Raw genomic sequence first — 19,326 nt, 5'->3', positions numbered from 1 at the left:
CGCCGCGCGCCTTGAGGTGCGGTCAGATGGCTTCGCGATCGCGGAGGTAAGGCCGTCCCGCTCCGGGGTCAGCAATGGCTCAGGGGCGATCCGTCAGAGGCCCGGACGCAGGGCCGCCAGTCGGAGGGCGTGTGGAAAACGACTGCGCGGGGCAGCCTGTCTCGTCGAAACGGTAAAACCACATCGCATCCGGGCGAGGCCCGGCTGTCCCGCGCCCTCCCCAACCGCTTCGGACGAAGCGGCGAAGACTGTGCCTGCCGCCTGCTACCTGCTGCCTGTTGCCGCTGCCTCGCCGATAGCGGCCCTTTCCCAACCGCCGCCCGGACGTCTATCTACCGCTCATGCGCCAGTCCTTCGATGAAACCACCGACCCGTCCTTCGGGGCCCGACATCTGCCCCGCGTCCGCGCGAAGATGGCCGAACAGGGCCTCGACGGTCTGCTGGTGCCGCACGAGGACGAGCACCAGAACGAGTATCTGCCCGAGGCCAACGACCGGCTGGCGTGGCTGACCGGCTTCACCGGCTCGGCCGGCGCGGGCGTGGTTCTCAAGGACCGCGCCGCCGTCTTCGCCGACGGCCGCTACACGGTGCAGGTCAAGGCGCAGGTCGATCCGGCGCAGTTCGAAATCCTCGCGCTCGAGGGCGACGGCGTGGCCCGTTATCTCGAGGGCGCGCCGAAGGGGGCGGTGATCGGCTACGATCCGCGCCTGCACAGCCCGGACTCGCTCGCGACCCTGAAGCGCGCGGCGTCGAGGGCCGGCGCCGAACTGAAGCCGGTCGAGCCCAACCCGCTCGACGCCGCCTGGGCCGACGAACGGCCGGAACAGCCGGCCGCGCCTGTCGTGCCGCACGACGACCGCTACACGGGCGAGACCAGCGCCTTCAAGCGCGCCCGGATCGGCGAGGCGATCTCGAAGGCGGGAGCGACCGCCGCCGTCCTGACCGCTCCCGCCTCGATCGCCTGGCTGTTCAACATCCGCGGCGGCGATGTCATCCGCACCCCGCTGCCGCTGTCGCAGGCGATCGTGAGGGCCGACGGCTCGGCGCGCCTGTTCATGGATCCCCGCAAGGTCACCAACGAACTCCCCGGCTGGCTCGGGGACGCCGTGACGCTGGAGGCGCCCGAGGGCCTGCCGGCCGCACTGGACGGCTTCGCCGGCCAGCCGGTGCTGGTCGACCCCGGCCAGTCTTCGGCCTGGTATTTCGACCGGCTGGAAGCGGCCGGCGCGACGGTCGTGCGCGGCATGGACCCCTGCACCCTGCCGCGCGCCTGCAAGAACCCGGTCGAGGTCGAGGGCGCCCGCCAGGCCCACATCCGCGACGGCGCCGCCCTGACCCGCTTCCTGCACTGGGTCGACACCGTGGCGCAGCAAACCCTGCCGACCGAGCGCGAGATCGCCGAGGCGCTGGAAGGCTTCCGCGAGGCCACGGGCGCCCTGAAGGACCTCAGCTTCGACACCATAGCCGGGGCCGGTCCCAACGGCGCCCTGCCGCACTACAAGCCGGTCGGCGACAAGATCCGCCGCATCGAGAAGGGCTCCCTGCTGCTCGTCGACGGCGGCGGCCAGTATCTGGACGGCACCACCGACGTCACCCGCACCATGGCCGTGGGCGAGCCGACGGCCGACCAGCGCCGCATGTTCACCCTCGTCCTCAAGGGCCATGTGGCCATGGCCACGGTCCGCTTCCCCGCCGGCACGACGGGCCACCAGCTCGATGCGCTCGCCCGTCTGCCGATGTGGATGGCCGGCCTCGACTATGACCACGGCACCGGTCACGGCGTCGGCAGCTACCTCGGCGTCCACGAGGGACCACAGCGCATCGCCAAGATGGTCAACACCCAGCCGCTGCTGACCGGCATGATCGTCTCCAACGAGCCCGGCTACTATCGCGAAGGGCATTGGGGCATCCGCATCGAGACCCTGCAGGTCGTCACGCCGCCGGCCCCGATCCCGGGCGGCGAGCGGCCGATGCACGGCTTCGAACAGCTGACCTTCGCCCCCCTCGACCGCCGCCTGATCGACGTCGGCCTGCTGACCCCGGACGAGCGCGCCTATGTCGACGCCTACCACGCCGAAACCCTGGCAAAGGTCGGCCCGCTGCTGGACGGGGAGGTCAGGGATTGGCTGGGGGCGCAATGCGAACCACTGTGAGCAGGTCAGCACTCGCTCTGATGCTGCTGCCAGCCCTCTTCGGGTGTGACCGCGACGCAGCTGAATCTTCCGCTGCGCCAGTGGAACAGGCCGGGCCGATCGCGAAGGCCGTGACTCCCTCGGACACATCTTGCTTGAAAGCAGAGGAGCTGAGGGCGGAGCCCGTCGGGACCGAGGCGATAAGGGAACGCTATCGGCACTGGACCCTGTGCGACTACAATCCCGATACGGCGGAGCCGTATCTCGACCTGCTCGTGAGGCGGAACGATCCGGTGGCCCTGCACACGCGGAGCGTTCTTCTGACCAAGACCGATCCTGAGGAAAGCGAACGTCTGCGGCGTCGAGCCGAAGAGCTCGGCTATCGCCCGTGGACTCGAGAGCAGGAAATGCGAGAGATCGCGGGCTTGAAATAAGGCGGAACGGCGCCCATCTCGGGTGAGCCGGCGGATGCGTCGCCGGCTTCCCACATTTCAGGAGATGCGCCGATGAAGACGCGCAGGCTGGGCCGTTCGGGCCCTGAGGTTTCGGCCATCGGCCTCGGCTGCATGGGCATGGCTGCCTTCTACGGCCAGGCCTCGGACGAGGCGCAGGCGACGGCGGTGATCCACCGCGCGCTCGACCTCGGCGTCACCTTTTTCGACACGGCCGAGATGTACGGCCCCCACGTCAACGAAATCCAGCTCGGCAAGGCCTTGGCCGGCCGCCGCGACCAGGCCTTCATCGCCACGAAATTCGGCATCGGCTACAACGCCGACCGCTCCGCCCTGATGGTCGACGGCTCGCCCGCCAACGTCCGCCGCGCCATCGAGGGCAGCCTCAAGCGGCTGAATGTCGACCACGTCGACCTCTACTACCTGCACCGCGTCGACCCCAATACGCCGATCGAGGACACCGTCGGCGCCATGGCCGAACTGGTCGCCGAGGGCAAGGTCCGCTTCCTTGGTCTGTCTGAAGCCGCGCCCGCGACCCTGCGGCGGGGCCATGCGACCCATCCGATCACCGCCCTGCAGACCGAATATTCGCTGTGGAGCCGCGAGCCGGAGGACGAACTGCTGGCGACCTGCGAAGAGCTCGGCATCGGCTTCGTGCCCTACAGCCCGCTCGGCCGCGGCTTCCTTTCCGGCGAGATCAGGTCGGTCGAGGACCTCGCCCCGGACGACTTCCGCCGCTCGAATCCGCGCTTCCAGGGCGAGAATTTCCGCAAGAACCTCGACCTGGTGTCGGCGGTGACGGAAATCGCCGCCGACAAGGGCGTCACCGCCGCGCAACTGGCCCTCGCCTGGGTGCTGGCGCAAGGGCCGCATCTCGTCCCCATCCCCGGCACCCGCCGCGTCCGCACGCTGGAAGAAAACGCCGCCGCCGTCGACCTGACCCTGACGCCGGACGATCTCGCCCGCATCGAGGCGGTGTTTCCCAAGGGCGCCGCGTCGGGCCACCGCTACGCCGAGGCGGCGAGGGCGGCCCTGAACCGCTGAGTCGCCTTACCGCGATTTAACTGGCCGGGCGGGGCTCGCCGCCGATAGTATTTGCAGATGCAAATAACATCGGACCAGAACGAGGCGGAACAGGCCCTGACAGCCCTCGGCTTCACCGAGCTGGAGGCCCGGGTCTATTGCGCCCTGCTGGCCAGCGGCCCGGCCACCGGCTACCGCCTCGCCAAGCTCGTCGGCAAGGCCCCGCCCAACGTCTACCAGGCCCTCGCGGCCCTCGGCCGCAAGGCGGCGGTGCTGGTCGACGAGACCGAGCCGCGCACCTGGCGCGCCGCCCGCCCGGCCGAACTCCTCGCCGTCCTCGGCGGAACCTTCGCCCACCGCCAGGCCGAGGCGGAGCGCAGACTGGCCAGTCTGGCCGTCGCCCCCGCCGACGACCGGCTCTACCAGATCACGGACCCGGACCAGGTGCTCGAGCGGGCCCGGGCCATGCTCGCCGGGGCGCGGGACATCGTCCTGTTCGACCTGTTCGACGCTCCCCTGGCGGCGCTTCGGCCCGAGCTGGAAGCCACGGCCGCGCGGGGCGTGACGGTGGCCGGGCTGGTCTACGGCCCCGTCGCCCCGATGACCGGCGTGACGGCGCGCGCCGCCGCCGGCGCCGCCGTCGCCCGGGAGCGCTGGCCCGGCGCGCAGCTGACGCTGGTGGTCGACGCCGCCGAACATCTGGTCGCCCTCATGACCCCCGCCATGGACGGCGTGCGGCGCGCGATCTGGAGCGACAGCGCCTATCTCAGCTGCCTCCAGCACAGCGGCCTCTCCGCCGAGATCCGCCTGACCGGCGTCGACGGCGCCGTCCCGGAGCCCCTGGCCAGCCTCTCCCTGCTGCACGCCGCCCCTCGCGGTCTGCGCGCCCTGATCGGCCCCGAGCCGATCGCGCTCTCGCCCGCCCCCAAGGAGATCGTCGCATGAAACGCCTCCGCCTCGCCGCATGGACGGCGCTCGTCGTCATGGGCCTGCCCGCCAGCGCCTTCGCCGGCGATCCCGCCGAGGTGCTGGAGCGCTACCGCGCCTGGCGCGGCGGCGCCGCATTCGAGCAGCTGACCGCCGTCCGCTCGACCGGCGCGATGACCGGCTCGGGCCTTGAGGGCGTGATCGAACAGACCGCCACCGCCGCGGGCGACCTGCGCCGCGACATCGATCTGGGGGTCATCCGCACGGCCAGCGCCCGGCGCGGGACCGGGGGCTGGACCCTGACCCCGGCCGGCCAGATCGAGATGCTGGGCGCCGCCGCCGCCGAAGACCTGCGCCGCGACGCCCTGCTGATGTTCGAGGCGGTCCTCGACGACCCGGCGCGGCTCGACCGCAAGGACGACGCCGTCCGCGACGGCCGGACCTTCGCCGTCGTCTCCGTCGATTTCGGCGACGAGGACGTGCACGAGCTCTACCTCGAACCGGAGACGGGCGCCCTGCACGGCCTGAGGCGCGTCCGCGACCGCCGCGAGGCCTTCGTACGGTTCGAGGACTGGCGCATGGTCGAGGGCGTGCGGATGCCGTTCGCCGAGATCTCCGCCGAGGCCACCGGCGAGGCGGCGGCCGTGCGCTGGAGCGTGATCGACGCCAATCCCGATCTGCCGGCCGAGGCCTTCGCCAGACCCGCGCTCGCCGCCTCCCACGCCATCGACGGCGGCGCCGCCTCCACCGGCTTCATGCCCTTCGACCTGTTCGCCGGCTCCCGGATCTACATTCCGGCCGTGGTCAACGGCGTCGAGACCGAGGTGCTGCTCGACAGCGGGGCCGAGATGACCGTGCTGGACAAGGCCTTCGCCGAACGTCTCGGCCTGAACGCCAGCGGCGATGTCGCCGCCGTCGGCACCGGCGGCGTGGGCTCGGCCCAGTTCGCTCCGGGCGTGACGATCGTGCTGGACGGCATAACCTTCGCCGACCGGACCGTGGCCGTCATCGATCTCGCCGCCATCGGCCAGGCGATCGGCCGCCCGCTGCCGGTGGTGCTCGGCAAGGACGCCTTCAACGGGCTGATAATCGACGTCGACTTCCCCGGCCGGCGGATCGCCTTCCACGAACGCGAGGGCTTCACGCCGCCGGAAGGGCTCACCGAGGTTCCGCTGCTCTCGACCGGCGCCATCCGCGCCGTGCCCCTGTCGATCGAGGGCCGGGAGCCGGCTCTGTTCGACTTCGACACCGGCAACGGCGGGGCCCTCATCATCTACCCGGCCTATGCGGAGGCCAACGGCCTGCTGGAGGGACGGCCGCGCTCGACCGTCATGTCGGGCGCCGTCGGCGGCGTGCGCGAAAGCGGCATCGCCACCATCCGTTCGCTTGAACTCGCCGGCTTCGAGGTGCGCGACGTTCCGACCGTTTTTCCGCCCGCCGGCCCGTCGGCGGTGGACAGCGACCGCACCGCCGGCAACGTCGGGCTCGGCGTGCTCGGCCGCTTCCGTCTGGTGACCGACTTCGCCGGCGACCGCCTGTGGCTCGGCGCCGATCCGGCCAGCCTGGCGCAGCCGTTCGCCCGGGACCGGCTCGGTCTCAGTCTGCGCAAGGAGGCGGACGCGATCGTGGTGCAGCGCGTCTCTCCGAACTCTCCGGCCGCCGATGCGGGATGGTCGGCGGGCGAACGGATCGCCGCGATCGACGGCGTGCCGGCGGCGGAACTGGATGCGACGTCGCTCAGGGCGGTGGTCTCCGGCCCTGCCGGCCGAACAGTGCGCCTGACGCTCGGGAGCGGAGAGGCGCGGGTCCTCGAAAGCCGCGACTTCTACTGATCAGCCGCCGATCAGGGCCAGCCACTCATCCTCGGTGAGGACCGCGACGTCGTGCTTCAGCGCCTCCGCCAGCTTCGAGCCGGCCCCCGGTCCGGCGACGAGATAATCGGTCTTCTTCGAAACCGAGCCGGAGACCTTGGCGCCCAGACTTTCGGCCCGCGCCTTGGCTTCGTCGCGGGTGAAGCGCTCCAGCGCGCCGGTGAAGACCACGGTCTTGCCGGCGACGGGCGTGTCGGACTTCGGCTTCTCGGCGTCCTCGATCCGGTCCAGCTCGGCGACCAGCGCATCGACCATGGCGCGGTTGTGGGTCTCGCGGAAGAACAGCGCCAGCGCCCTGGCGGCCACCGGCCCTACGCCGGATACGCCGGCGATCTGGCCCAGGCCCTCGGAGGGCCCTTCGGTGCGGGCCACGTCCGCCAGCCGGACCACCCCCGCCCAGTCGTCCGCCAGCGTCGCCAGTCCGCGCCGGGCGGGGGCGGCGAGACCGGGGAAGGCGAGGGCGATCTTCTGGTCGATCGGGGCGTCCGGCCAAGGGTCCTCAGAGGGCGGCGAGGCCTCGGCCAGGGTGGCGACGACCCGCGGCGACACCGCATGGGTCTCGCTCAGCCTGACCCAGTCTTCGCTCGGCAGCCCCCCGGCGGCGGCGAGGCAGGCCGCCTCGAACGCCGTCCAGGTCTCGAACGCCCGGGCCAGCACGATCGAGGTCTGCTCGCCGATGTCGCGCACCCCCAGTCCGTAGATGAAGCGGTCCAGGGCGATGGTCCGTCGGGCGTCGATGCCCGCCACGAGGTTGCGCACGCTGGTCTCGCCGTACCCGTCCTCGGCGCGCAGGGCGTTCAGCTTTTCCTCGTCGCGGGCGAGGCGGAAGATGTCGGCCGGCTCGCTGATCCAGCCCCGCTCGTGGAAGGCGATCAACTGTTTCTCCCCCAGGCCCTCGATGTCGAAGGCTCTCCGGCTGACGAAATGCTTCAGGTGCTCGATGCGCTGGAACGGGCAGGCCAGCTCGCCGGTGCAACGGCGCACCACGGACTCGACGCCCGAGGCGGTGGTCTCCTTCACCAGCGCCGTCTTCAGCGGACAGATGCAGATATGCGGAAATTCGTAGGGCTCGCCGCGGCCCGGCCGGTCAGCGTCGACCACGCCGAGGATCTGCGGGATCACGTCCCCGGCGCGCTGCAGCGTGACGGTGTCGCCGATGCGCACGTCCAGCCGCTGGATCTCGTCGGCGTTATGCAGGGTGGCGTTGCGCACCACCACTCCGCCGACGGTGACCGGATGCAGCCGCGCCACCGGCGTGTGCGAGCCGGTGCGGCCGACCTGGATGTCGATGCCTTCCAGCACAGTCTGCGCCTGCTGGGCGGGGAATTTGTGGGCGATGGCCCAGCGCGGGGTCCGGGCCACGAAGCCGAGCCGCTCCTGCCAGTCCAGCCGGTCGACCTTGTAGACCACGCCGTCGATGTCGTAGCCGAGCGTCGCCCGGTCGGCTTGCAGTCCATCGTACAGCGCCATCAGCCCGGTCGCGTCCTCGACCCGCCGCGAGCGCTCGTTGACCGGGAAACCCCACGAACGCAACGCCTGCAGCGCCTCCCACTGCGTCGACGCGAACGGCGCGGAGATCTCGCCCCAGGCATAGGCGAAGAAGCGCAGCGGGCGTTGTGCGGTGACCGCCGCATCCTTCTGGCGCAGCGAGCCGGCGGCGAAATTGCGCGGGTTGGCGTAGGTGCGGCTTCCCGCCGCCTCGGCCGCCGCGTTGAAGTCGTCGAACGCGTCGTTGGGCGCGTAGACCTCGCCCCGCACCTCGATAACGGCAGGCCAGCCGCCGCCGGACAGGCGTTCGGGAATGTCGCCGATGGTGCGCAGGTTGGCGGTGACGTCCTCGCCGGTGCGTCCGTCGCCGCGCGTCGCCCCACGCACGAGCACCCCATCCTCGTAGCGCAGGCTGGCGGACAGGCCGTCGATCTTGGGCTCGGCCACGAACGCGACCGGCTCGTCGGCCGGCAACTTCAGGAACCGGCGGATGCGGGCCACGAAGTCGGCGACCTCGCCGCCGTCGAAGGCATTGTCCAGCGACAGCATCGGCACGCCGTGGCGCACCGGCGCGAACTGGCTCGACGCCGCCGCACCGACCACCTGCGAAGGTGAATCCGCCATGGTCAGTTCGGGGAAGCGGCTCTCGATCTCAAGCGCGCGGCGCTTCAGCGCGTCGTATTCCGCGTCGGAAATCTCGGGCGCGTCATGCCCGTGATAGAGGGCGTCATGGTGGGCCAGTTCGGTCGTCAGGCGGGTGAACTCCTCCCGCGCCTGCTCTTCGGTCAACTGATCGACGGCGGTGTCGGCCATGGGAATCGCGTTCGCTCCATCACTTCGACCGACTTCTAGCCACCCGGGGCGAACGCCGCGAGGGCGAGGCCCGTTTCCCCGCATGACACGACCTTAACCTGACGTCGCCCCGCCTGCCTGCTAAGCCTCGCGAATCCCAGGAGCCTCCATGCGTCACCTTCGTCCCGCCGCCCTTCCGCCGCTCGCCGCCGCCTTGCTGCTCGCCGCCTGCACGACCGCCACGCCCGACGCGCCGGTCGCGGCGCCGCAGCCGCCGGCGATGCACGCCCAGCTGCTGGAGGATGTCCGCATCCTCGCCGCCGACGACATGCAGGGGCGCGACACGGGCGCGCCGGGCGGCGCCATGGCCAGGGCCTATATCGTCGGCCGGCTGGAGAGCCTCGGCGTCGCGCCCCCGCCGATGGGCCGGGAACAGCCCTGGGAGATGCAGGGCCGCACCCGTGAGGGACCCAGGACCTTCAACGGCGTCAATGTCATCGGGGTCATTCCCGGGACCCGGGTGACCGACAAATACATCGTCGTGACGGCCCATTACGATCACGTCGGAACCAATGACGGCCAGGTCTTCAATGGCGCGGACGACAACGCTTCGGGCGTGGCGACCATGCTGGCACTGGCGGCGGACCTGAAGCGCCAGGCTCCGGACCACAGCGTGCTGATCGTGGCCCTCGATGGCGAGGAGCGCGGACTGCTGGGCGCGAAGCATTTCGTCGAGGCCCCGCCGGTGCCGCTCGAATCCATCGCCATGAACCTGAATTTCGACATGACCGCCCGCGCCGAGACCGATGGCAGGCTGTGGGTCACCGGCACCTATCAGCATCCGAATTTCCGGCCCATCCTCGAGTCGGTTCCGGCCAATGGCGCGGTGTCGCTGGCCTTCGGCAAGGACACGCCCCAGGACACCGGCGAGGACAACTGGGTTCAGGCGTCGGACCACGCCGCCTTCCACCGCGCCCAGGTGCCCTTCCTGTATCTCGGGGTGAACTACCACGCCGACTACCACCGGCCGTCGGACGATTTCGACCGGATCACCCCGTCGGTCTTCATCAGCGTCACCGAATTGTCGATCGCGTCGTTCCGCGCCCTCGACCGGGCGCTCGACCGATAAGGCTCGACACGGACGTCCGCGCGTGGTCGGCTCCCGTCAGGAGGGCTTTCCATGCACATCAGATATCTGACCGGCGCCGCGCTCGCGGCTGCTCTGGCCGTTACGTCCTGCGACAGCCCGGCGCCCGCCGACCCGCCTGCCGGGACACCGACGCCGCCCGCGGCGAGCTTCGCACACGCCATGACCTCGGATCTGTCCGGCTACTATATGCCGGCCGGGGAGGTCAGCGCGGGCAAGTGGCGGCTGGACCACCTGTTCATCGGCCAGACGGCCGAGTTCGAGAGCTGGGAGGGCGGGGCCCGCAGCGACCCCTTCGCCCCCGTCATGCTGCAGTTCGACGACGCGACCAGCCCGATGGTGGAGACGGAGTTGGGCGAGACCCACAGCGTCACCGCGCGGGTGCTGCCCACGTCCTATGCGGTCAGCGACACCGCCGTCAGCTTCGCAGGGCAATCGCCTGAAATGGGCCGGGTGACCTTTGAGGGTCGCCTCGACCCCGGCGCGCTGGCCACGGCGAGGCGCAATCTGGGCGGCGAGGGCGTGGTCATGACGGGCCGGCTGACGGTCGGCGAGCAGGCGATCGACGGCGTCCGTATGACCTGGTGGATGGGCGACTGATCCGCCCTCAGGCGCCGCTGCGGATATCCAGCTTCAGGCCCATGGCTTCGGCGAGCGCCTTGCCGCGCCGCCGGGTCTGTTCGCCCAGCAGGACGTCGGCGTAGCCTTCGGAGGCGGTCAGGACGAGGACGCCGTCGGTGACCGCCACATGGGCGTTGACCAGCAGCTGCGGCGATCGCCCCGACAGGTCGCAGGCCAGACGGATGGCGAGCCCCAGAGCGCGCCCGGCGGTCCGCTGTTCCTCGGTCAGAAGGCGGGAGACGGTGTCCGGCTCCGGCGTCGTTGCAGCCCCGCCGTAGCGGGCGTTGACGGCGGTCGCGAGCCAGGCCCGTTCGGCGTGGGTCTGGCCGGGGATCGGCGCGCGCAGGACCTGGTCGAAGGCCAGTTCGATGCGGTGATCCGGGTGCAGGCGCGCCCCGAGGTCTGCCAGCCGGCAGGCGGCGTCGGCGAGGGTAAGGTCCCGTTCGCGCCCGAAGGCCTCGGGCAGGGCGGCGACGATGGGCTGGATCCAGCCGAACAGCGCCCCGGGCAACCCCGGCGAGATTCCCTGCCGCGCCCCGAGGGCGGTGCAGCCCGCCAGCAGCGGGTCGGCGGCCACCGTCTCCTCGTCCAGCGCCTCATAGAGCAGACCCTCACGGACCCCCCAGGCCGACAGGACGATCCGCTCGAGGCCGAGCCGCTCGATCAGACCTTCGAGGACCAGGGCCGCGTGCGGCAGGGTCTCAGCCCGCTTCTTTGACAGGCCTTTCCAGTTCTCGAGCGACGCCCGCGACGAGCGGGCGATCAGGCGGGCGATGTCACGCGCCTCTCCGGCCCCCATCACATACTGATGCACGATGTGCAGCGGGTAGTGGACGTGGCCCATATGGACCTGCGCCAGCGTCCGCCAGGCTCCGCCGACGGCGTAGAGTGTGTCGGTCCGGAAATCGGCCGCAGGCTTCAGCCGTTTGGCGATGGTCTCGCGCAGCCGGGCGGCGTCGAAGGGGCCGTCGTTCGACAGCGAGAACGGCCCCAGCGGAAGGGTGACGCCGCGCTCCACGCCGCGGTCGCCGATGCGAACCAGCTCGAGACTGGCGCCGCCGAGGTCGGCCGCGACTCCACGGGCTGTCGGCATGCCCGCGATGACTCCCAGGGCGGCGTAGCGCGCCTCTTCCTCGCCGGAGAGAATCCGGATGACCAGCCCGGTTTCCGCCGCCACCCGCTCACAGAAGGCCTGGCCATCGGCCGCTTCCCGCACCGCCGCCGTAGCCGCGACGAAGGTCCGGGCCGGCCGCACCCCGTCGATCACCGCCGCGAACCGCTTCAGCGCCGTCAGCGCCTGGGCGGCGCCGTCTTCGGACAGCCGGCCCGTTGAGGCCAGGTCGCGGCCCAAACCGGCCAGAACCTTCTCATTGAACACCGTCCAGACTGCGCGGCCCTCCAGCCGGTACAGCACCAGCCGCACCGAGTTGGAGCCGATGTCGATGGCGGCGAATTCACGGGGCGCGCCCAGGGCGGCGGCGAGAGCCTCGGGCATCAACGCTTCTTCCGCGAGGGCTCGTAGCTGAGATGGCCGGGCAGGGTCTTCACCTTGCGTCCGCGGCCCGACAGGCTGGGATTGGTCATGAAATATCTGTGGGCCGAGAACGGCCGTTCGGGATCGGCCGGCGTGACCCGCCGGTAGTCGCCGTCGGCGTCCAGCACCCAGCTCTGGGCGTCGTCCTTCAGATTGGCGACCATGATCTGGTCCAGCACCTGATCGTGCACCGTGGCGTTCAGAACCGGCGTCATCAGCTCAACCCGCCGGTCGAGATTCCGCGTCATCCAGTCGGCCGAAGAGATGAACAGCTTCGCCTTGTCGTGGGGCAGGTCGCGGCCGTTGGCGAAGGCTATCACCCGGGCGTGCTCAAGAAACCGGCCAACGATCGACTTCACCCGGATGTTCTCCGACAGCCCCGGCACGCCGGGCCGCAGACAGCAGATGCCGCGCACGATCAGTTCGATGCGCACGCCCCACTGGCTGGCGCGGTATAGGGCGTCGATCACGCCGGGGTCGACCAGCGAGTTCAGCTTGGCCCAGATGGCCGCCGGTTTGCCCTTGGCCGCGGCGGCCATCTCGTGCCCGATCAGATCGATCAGCGTCGCCTTCATGTTGAGCGGCGAGACGACCAGCGCTTCCAGCTCGTCGGGCGTGGCGTAGCCGGTGATGTAGTTGAACACCCGCGAGGCGTCGCGGCCGAGCACCGGATTGCAGGTGAACAGGCTCAGGTCGGTGTAAACACGCGCGGTCACCGGGTGATAGTTGCCGGTGCCGAAATGGCAGTAGGTCTTCAGCCCCTCGCCCTCGCGCCGCACCACGACGCTGAGCTTGGCGTGGGTCTTGTACTCGACGAAGCCGAACACGACGTGCACGCCCGCCCGCTCCATGGCCCGGGCCCATTTCAGATTGGCCTCTTCGTCGAAGCGCGCCTTGATCTCGACCAGGGCGGTCACGTTCTTGCCGTTCTCGGCCGCCTCGATCAGGGCCGCCACGATGGGGCTGTCGCGCGACGTCCGGTACAGGGTCTGTTTGATGGCGATGACGTGCGGGTCGCGCGCCGCCTGGCGCAGGAACTGGACCACCACGTCGAAGCTCTCGAACGGGTGGTGGATCAGCATGTCCTTTTCGCGCACGGCCGCGAAGATGTCGCCGCCGTTGTCGCGCACCCGCTCGGGATAGCGCGGCTCGTAGCCCGGGAATTTCAGGTCCGGGTGGCCGCTCGGTATGAGGTCCGACACCTGCGCCAGGCCGAGCATGCCGTCGACCAGGACGATGTCCTCCGGGGCTGCGTCGAGCTCGTTGGTGATGAAGGTGCGAAGATCGGCCGGCATCGACGCCTCGATCTTGATGCGCACCACGGAGCCGAGCCGGCGCTGTTTCAGCGCCTCCTCGAATTCCATGACGAGGTCCTCGGCCTCTTCCTCGATCTCGATGTCCGAGTCCCGGATCAGGCGGAACACGCCCCGCTCCAGCACGTCGCAGCCAGGGAACAGATGGTCGATGAACAGCGTCAACAGGCTCTCGAGCGCCAGGTAGCGCTTGCGCCCGGGCGTCGACCGTCCGTCGGTCGCCAGCGGCCAGAAACGCTTCACCTGCGTCGGCACCGGCACGAGGGCGTAGAGCGTGCGGTTGTCCGAGCGCCGCCGCAGCTTCAGCGCCAGCGAAAAGCCGAGGTTGGGCAGGAAGGGGAAGGGGTGGGCCGGATCGATGGCCATCGGCGTCAGAATGGCGAACAGCTGGCTGAGGAATTCGGGCTCCAGCCGTTCACGCTCGGTGCGGGTGATCTTCGCCGGATCGACTACCTCGATGCCGGCGGCGGTCAGTTCCTTGCGCAGCTTGCGCCAGCGGCGCTGCTGCTCGTCCATCAGGCGGCCGGCGGCGACGCTGACCTTCTCCAGCTGTTCCGCGGCCGTCAGGCCGTCGGCTGACAGGACCCGGACCCGTTCGCGCACCTGGCCTTTGAGGCCGGCGACGCGGGTCATGAAGAACTCATCGAGGTTGTTGGCCGAGATCGACAGGAAGCGCAGCCGCTCCAGCAGGGGGTGAGCCGGGTTCGCGGCTTCCTCAAGCACCCGTCCATTGAACTTCAGCCAGGAGATCTCGCGGTTGAAGAACCGGGCGGGCGAGGCCAGCAGCGCCTCAGAGAGCTCGAGCTGGGGCGCGCGCGAGGACGGAACCTCTTCGCCCCGGGTGCTGTCGCTGATCGCCGCGTCGCTCATGGACCGGTTCTGACGCGGCGCGGACGCGGCTGCAACCTTGCTCCGGCAAAGGAAAACGCCGCCCGGCCCCGCGGCCGGACGGCGTTTCCTCCGTGTCCTGACGGCTTACCAGCTCCAGGCGTCGTAGATGACGTCGATGATGTAGCCGTCGTACTCGTCGATCAGGTAGATGTGGTTGTCGACCAGCACCCAGCGCGTGCCCTCGGGCGGATAGCCAAGGCCATAGGTGCGCCAGTCGTTCAGGCTGTAGCGCCAGAAGATGGACGGCAGGTATTCCCCGACATGCCAGCGCTGGCCCCAGTAGTTGCGCGGCACGTTGTAGTAGCCGTAACCGGGCGCGAAATAGAAGCCGATGCGGACGCCGTGGTAGCCGCGCCAGCGCCGGTCGTGCCGCCACCAGTCGCGACCATGGCGCCGGGTCCAGTCGCGCCGCCATGCGTCGCCGTCGAAGCGCTGCCTGAACTCGCGGTACTCGCGGCGATCCTCCCGCCGCTCCTGCCGGTCCTCGCGCCGGTCCTGGCGACCCTCCCGCCGATCTTCGCGGCGGTCCTCGCGCCGGTCCTGCCGGTCCTGCGGACGGTCCGGTCGGTCGCCTCGCCGCTCCTGGCGATCGTCGCGGCGATCCTCCTGCCGGTCCTCGCGCCGGTCCTCGCGCCGCTCCTGGCGGCCCTCGGGGCCGGAGGGACGGTTGGGGCGGTCGTCGCGCCGCTCCTGGCGGTCTCCGCGCCGGTCTTCGCGCCGCTCCTGCCGGTCTTCACGCCGGTCTTCGCGACGCTCCTGACGGTCCTGCGGCCGTTCCGGGCGCGCCGGCGGGTCGGTCCGGGGCTGCGGCGTCGGCGCGGGGGGCGGGGAGGGCGGTGTGGGACGTTCGGCCCGGGCCTCGGCTCTCCGTTCGAGCCTCTCTCCGCGAAGCTCGGTGCGGTTGCGGGGCGTCTCCTGCTCCTGCGCCAGCACGGCCAGCGGCGCGGCCGCGGGGACGACGAAAGCCGCGATTGAAGCGGCGACCATCAATGAGCGTTTCATTCTCGTTTGCTTCCTGCACGCCCCTGTCAGGCGGCTTGGTGGAAAGGTCGCGCTTGGTCGATGAACCGTGACTGAACGAACGACGCGCGCGCATTAACTCTTCGACATGAAGACGCCCCGCGGACGGTTCCGCGGGGCGCTCCAGTCCTGGACGGAGCCGAAGCCTAGAACACGTCGTGCAGCACGCTCGCGATCAGGCCGGTGGCGATGGCGATCATCACGATGTCGTCGCCGGCGTGAACGTAGCGATAGCCGCGCGGCGCGGGGCGCAGGCCGTAGACATACGGATCCCGCACATAATAGCCGCGGTAGGACGACGGCAGATAGCCGCCCCGCTGCCAGCGGTAGCCGTAATAGCGCGGCTCGACCCGGTAGTAGCCGTAGCTGGGAGCGTACCAGTAACCGCTGCGGGCGCCGCGATAGTCGCGGAAGTCGTCGCGTCCGCGCCACCAGTCGCGATTGTGGCGATCCCAACGCCGGTCCTCCCGGAATTCCCTGCGGTCTTCGCGACGTTCCTCGCGATACTCGCGACGGTCCTCACGCCGGTCCTGGCGGTAGTCGCGGCGGCTGTCGTAGTCGCCTTGACGCCAGTCGCGGCGGTCGTCGCGGCGCTCCTGGCGGTACTCGCGACGGTCTTCGCGGCGGTCCTGGCGGTAGTCGCGGCGGTCGTCACGGCGCTCCTGCCGGTCGCGGCGGCTCTGGGCCTCGGCGGCCAGCGGCGCGGCGGTCGTCGCCAGCGTCAGGCCGATGATCGCGGCCCTGGTCAAGCGGTTCATGGGGTCTTCCTCCTCAGGGCGGGACGCAAGGCGGCCAGCCCGTTAATCATGTCCAAAGCTCCGCCGCCGGCGATGAACTGTGGCTGAACGCGTCTGTCAGAATCCGCCCCGACGTTGCGCCGGCTACGGGCGAGGGCCACCTGCAGGCCTCGCCGCAAGCAGGAGCGCCCCGTGACCCGACCGATCGAACTTTGGTACTGGCCGACCCCAAACGGCTGGAAGATCTCGATCGCCCTCGAGGAGATGGGGCTCCCGTACGACCTGAAGCCCGTAAACATCGGCGCCGGCGAGCAGTTCGCCCCGGCCTTCCAGGCGATCAGCCCCAACGGGCGCATGCCGGCGATCGTCGATCCGGACGGTCCGGACGGACGACCCCTGTCGATCTTCGAGTCCGGGGCCATCCTCCAGTACCTCGGCGCGAAGTCGGGCCGCTTCTACCCGCAGGACCTGCGTGGCAAGGCCGAGGTCGACCAATGGCTGTTCTGGCAGGTCGGCGGGCTCGGACCGATGGCGGGGCAGACCCATCACTTCCGCCAGTACGCCCCGGCCATGATCCGCGACCAGCGCCAGATCGCCTACGGCGTCCGCCGTTACACCGACGAGACCCGCCGGCTCTACGGGGTGCTGGACCACAGGCTGGCGGACCGGGACTTCGTCGCCGGGGACTACTCCATCGCCGACATGGCCATCTGGCCATGGATCCTGCCCGATCTGCAGGGCCAGTCGCTGGACGACTTTCCCAACCTCAAGGCGTGGATGGCGCGCGTCGGAGCAAGGCCGGGCGTGATCGCCGGGCGGGCGCTCGGCGACGATCTGCGCCGCAACCTCGCCGCCTCGGGGAAGGCGGCCGAGGACGCCGCAAGGTGCTGTTCGGGCAGCGCGGGCGGTAACCGCTTGTAAGCTTCGCGGTGACTCTTCGTTAGCCCTCCTGAATCAGAGATTTCGAAGAGATTTCAGAGGTCTTTACGCAGCGCATTATTCGCGCAGTCCCGACCGAAAACGCCTTGCGGGGGCCGTTGCTGTTAACTTTAACTTCAAACCGCGGGTATTTCATTCGTGTCAGAGGGCGGGGCCAGAAAGGCTCCGGTTCGGGAGATACGGTGATGATCGCGCAAGAAACGGCGCCCACGACCAATGAAGAGCAGGGCCTGCCCCTGCCGACCGCCGACATGACCGGCGACGACCTGTTCCGTCTGGGCATGATGTATTCGAGCGGCCAGGGCGGTTGCCCGATGGACCGCGTGTCCGCCCATATGATCTTCAACCTTGCGGCCATGAAGGGGTCCATCGAGGCGCGCGTCTATCGCCGCGAGATGAGCCAGGAGATGGAGCAGGAAGAGATCGCCGAGGCCCAGAAGGCGGCCCGCCGCTGGATCGACGCCGGCGTGGTGCGGCTCGCCGCCTGAAACCGCATCTGGCGCGCCGCGCGTTAATCCATTGCCGACCGGAAAGGGCTAGAGACCGCCCCGAAGGATGCGGACGGCGGACGGATGCCAGGACTCGACAACCGGAGACGGGAACGGCGGCGGATCGCGGTGACGGCCCAGATCGTCTACGGCCCCATGCGGGAAAGCCACGCGGTGGTGGTCAGGAACATGCATGAAGGCGGGGCCAAGGTCCGCCTGACGGCCACGCGCGGCGTCACCTTTTCCGGCCGCGTCGTGCTCAAACTTGAGACCGGCGACCGCTGCTGCGCCGTGGTATGGCAGGCCGGCGACGAGATCGGCCTTCAGTTCCTGCCCTAGAAGCTCTGATACTGTCCGCCGATGGCGTAGCTGAAACCGATCGGCAGGGCGTTGCGGAACAGGGTCACGAAATTGGCCACCTCGCCGAGGTTCGAGCGCGGCACGAAGATGATGTCGCCGCGCCGCAGGGCCACCACCTCGCCGCGGCGGGGTCGCAGGTCCACCGCCCGCATCATGCGCACGCCCCCCGGTCCACGCCGGATCAGCGCCACCTCGTGCTGGCGCGCGGTCGGCAGGAAGTCTCCCGCCTGGATGACCGCCTGGTAGGCGTCCAGATCGCCGTTCATCTCGATCATGCCCGGCGTGCGCACCTCGCCGCCGACCCAGACCCGGATCGGCCCGGCCGCCTTCAGCGTCACCTCGACGACCGGGCGCCGCAGGTGCGGGGCGTAGGCCGAGGCGGCGTCGGCCTCGACCTCGGCGATGGTCCGGTCCGCGGCCATGATCTGCCCGGCGAGCGGCAGGGAGATGCGCCCGTCAGGGCCGATCTTCTGGGTGCGGGTCAGTTCGACCGCCGTCGGCGTGGCGATCTCGATCTCGTCACCGGGATAGAGGACGTACTCCGGCTCCATCTCGGTCCAGTCGGCGAAGCCGATCTCCGGGAAGGACGAGCGTCCCACTTCCCGGACCCGCTCGCCGCCCGAGGTCATCGGCCGGGGCATACGCGAGCCGTACTCGCCGCCGCCGCAGCCGGTGACCAGAGCCCCGCCCGCGCCGGCGAGGCCCAGAAGCAGCAGGCGGCGGTCGATGGCCATGGCGGATTCGTTCCCGGAAGCGTCTGGAGCCAGCGTCGCCGCTTATGCGTAACCGATGGTTAACGCCGGTGGCCCAAGGCTGGTCCCGTCACGTCAGTCGATGGAATCAGTCCGCCCGCATGCGCACGACGGCCTACACGACAGTCCGCCCGCGCTACGGCTTCGTCGATGTCGTCGGCCTGCTGTTCCGCGAACTGCTGCTCATGGTCGTCGTCTTCCTGCTGGTTTTCGCCCTCGGCACAGCGGCGGTGCTGACGCTGAAGAAGACGTACACGGCGACGGCCAGCGTCTACGCCGGGGTGGGCCAGGAATACGTCTACCAGCCGCGCGTCGGGACGACCGAGCGGGGTCAGCCGCTGGAAGCCGACGCCGTCGCCCGGTCCGAGGCCCAGATCCTCGGCAGCCTGGCCGTCAAGCAGAAGACGGTGGAGGCTCTCGGCGCCGACGCCATTCTCGGCCCCGGCGCGACCGGGACGGCGGCGGAGAAGAAGGCGGCGGCGCTGAAGGCGCTCGACACCTCCCTCGGGGTCGGCGTGACGCCGGGCAGCGCCATCATCTCGGCCTCGTACGCGGCCGGCGATCCGGTGCGCGCCGCGCGGATTCTGAACGCCGTCATCGACCAGTATCTGATCCAGCGTCGCGCGGTGTTCCGGGACCGCAGCACGCCCGCCATCGCCGCCCAGCGTGAGGCCTTCGAGGCGGACCTGGCCCGGGCTGACGCCGCCTATCAGGCCTTCATGATCACGAACGACATCGCCGACTTCGCCACCGCCAAGGCGTCGCTGGCGGCGAACTACCAGGCCCAGTCCGCCGAGGCCCTGTCGCTGCGCGCCCAGCTGAACCAGGCGACGCAGCGC

General features: G+C 70.1%; 16 protein-coding genes and 1 pseudogene. 11 read left to right on the top strand and 6 right to left on the bottom strand.

The features are described 5' to 3' along the window. Positions 1 to 341: 341 nt before the first annotated feature. The 5 genes from VGD32_RS09305 to VGD32_RS09285 all read left to right on the top strand — a co-directional run bounded on the left by VGD32_RS09305 (position 342) and on the right by VGD32_RS09285 (position 6,366). Positions 342 to 2,153 carry an aminopeptidase P family protein gene (locus tag VGD32_RS09305; protein WP_331031614.1) on the top strand — a complete coding sequence of 604 codons (1,812 nt, stop codon included), beginning with the start codon at positions 342 to 344 and terminating at the stop codon, positions 2,151 to 2,153. A 20-nt stretch (positions 2,154 to 2,173) separates the two neighbouring features. Then, entirely contained in the window at positions 2,174 to 2,566 is a 393-nt protein-coding gene (locus tag VGD32_RS09300; protein ID WP_331031613.1) for a hypothetical protein, read from the top strand. A 72-nt stretch (positions 2,567 to 2,638) separates the two neighbouring features. Then, entirely contained in the window at positions 2,639 to 3,628 is a 990-nt protein-coding gene (locus VGD32_RS09295; RefSeq protein WP_331031612.1) for an aldo/keto reductase, read from the top strand. A 57-nt stretch (positions 3,629 to 3,685) separates the two neighbouring features. After that, positions 3,686 to 4,552: a TrmB family transcriptional regulator gene (locus VGD32_RS09290; protein ID WP_331031611.1), complete on the top strand. Its 867-nt coding sequence runs from the start codon at positions 3,686 to 3,688 to the stop codon at positions 4,550 to 4,552. Then, positions 4,549 to 6,366, top strand: a complete 1,818-nt coding sequence (locus VGD32_RS09285; protein ID WP_331031610.1) for an aspartyl protease family protein — start codon at positions 4,549 to 4,551, stop codon at positions 6,364 to 6,366. The genes VGD32_RS09290 and VGD32_RS09285 overlap by 4 nt, the downstream gene beginning before the upstream one ends. Here the strand turns inward: VGD32_RS09285 and ligA are convergent, their stop codons facing one another. After that, complete coding sequence (gene ligA / locus VGD32_RS09280) at positions 6,367 to 8,706, bottom strand: NAD-dependent DNA ligase LigA (protein ID WP_331031609.1); 2,340 nt, start codon at positions 8,704 to 8,706, stop codon at positions 6,367 to 6,369. 148 nt (positions 8,707 to 8,854) lie between these two features. Between ligA and VGD32_RS09275 the strand changes: the two genes are divergently transcribed. Both VGD32_RS09275 and VGD32_RS09270 read left to right on the top strand, forming a co-directional pair. After that, the gene (locus VGD32_RS09275) at positions 8,855 to 9,814 is read left to right on the top strand and encodes a M28 family peptidase (RefSeq protein WP_331031608.1); all 960 of its coding nucleotides are present in this window, start codon (positions 8,855 to 8,857) and stop codon (positions 9,812 to 9,814) included. 51 nt (positions 9,815 to 9,865) lie between these two features. Then, positions 9,866 to 10,432 (top strand): hypothetical protein, encoded by a 567-nt coding sequence (locus tag VGD32_RS09270; RefSeq protein WP_331031607.1) that lies wholly within the window; start codon positions 9,866 to 9,868, stop codon positions 10,430 to 10,432. A 7-nt stretch (positions 10,433 to 10,439) separates the two neighbouring features. On the opposite strand, the gene VGD32_RS09265 is transcribed toward VGD32_RS09270, so the two are convergent. The 4 genes from VGD32_RS09265 to VGD32_RS09250 form a co-directional block, all read right to left on the bottom strand. Next, on the bottom strand, positions 10,440 to 11,948 hold the full coding sequence (locus VGD32_RS09265; RefSeq protein WP_331031606.1) for a Ppx/GppA phosphatase family protein: 1,509 nt from the start codon (positions 11,946 to 11,948) through the stop codon (positions 10,440 to 10,442). Beyond that, positions 11,948 to 14,170, bottom strand: coding sequence for an RNA degradosome polyphosphate kinase (locus VGD32_RS09260; protein ID WP_331031605.1), 2,223 nt, complete (start codon positions 14,168 to 14,170; stop codon positions 11,948 to 11,950). The genes VGD32_RS09265 and VGD32_RS09260 overlap by 1 nt, the downstream gene beginning before the upstream one ends. A gap of 105 nt (positions 14,171 to 14,275) precedes the next feature. Then, complete coding sequence (locus tag VGD32_RS09255; RefSeq protein WP_331031604.1) at positions 14,276 to 15,193, bottom strand: RcnB family protein; 918 nt, start codon at positions 15,191 to 15,193, stop codon at positions 14,276 to 14,278. A gap of 164 nt (positions 15,194 to 15,357) precedes the next feature. Further along, positions 15,358 to 15,969 (bottom strand): RcnB family protein, encoded by a 612-nt coding sequence (locus VGD32_RS09250; RefSeq protein ID WP_331031603.1) that lies wholly within the window; start codon positions 15,967 to 15,969, stop codon positions 15,358 to 15,360. A gap of 171 nt (positions 15,970 to 16,140) precedes the next feature. Between VGD32_RS09250 and VGD32_RS09245 the strand changes: the two are divergent. The 3 genes and pseudogenes from VGD32_RS09245 (at position 16,141) to VGD32_RS09235 (ending at position 17,714) form a co-directional block, all read left to right on the top strand. Beyond that, positions 16,141 to 16,859: pseudogene (locus VGD32_RS09245) on the top strand (glutathione S-transferase family protein). Positions 16,860 to 17,072: 213 nt separating this feature from the next. Next, positions 17,073 to 17,375, top strand: coding sequence for a sel1 repeat family protein (locus VGD32_RS09240; protein WP_331031601.1), 303 nt, complete (start codon positions 17,073 to 17,075; stop codon positions 17,373 to 17,375). Positions 17,376 to 17,459: 84 nt separating this feature from the next. Continuing rightward, a complete protein-coding gene (locus tag VGD32_RS09235; RefSeq protein WP_331031600.1) occupies positions 17,460 to 17,714 on the top strand; it encodes a PilZ domain-containing protein in 255 nt (84 codons plus the stop codon). Here VGD32_RS09235 and VGD32_RS09230 read toward each other — a convergent pair. Continuing rightward, positions 17,711 to 18,469 carry a polysaccharide biosynthesis/export family protein gene (locus VGD32_RS09230; protein WP_331031599.1) on the bottom strand — a complete coding sequence of 253 codons (759 nt, stop codon included), beginning with the start codon at positions 18,467 to 18,469 and terminating at the stop codon, positions 17,711 to 17,713. The genes VGD32_RS09235 and VGD32_RS09230 overlap by 4 nt on opposite strands. A 119-nt stretch (positions 18,470 to 18,588) precedes the next feature. Between VGD32_RS09230 and VGD32_RS09225 the strand changes: the two genes are divergently transcribed. Beyond that, positions 18,589 to 19,326: Wzz/FepE/Etk N-terminal domain-containing protein (locus VGD32_RS09225; RefSeq protein WP_331031598.1), on the top strand; the 738-nt coding region annotated here is incomplete at its 3' end.

It is taken from the genome of Brevundimonas sp. (genome assembly GCF_036402095.1).
Taxonomy (GTDB): Bacteria; Pseudomonadota; Alphaproteobacteria; order Caulobacterales; family Caulobacteraceae; genus Brevundimonas.
The sequence above is the reverse complement of the archived record's forward strand: the minus strand, read 5'-3'. Positions and strand labels throughout refer to the sequence as shown.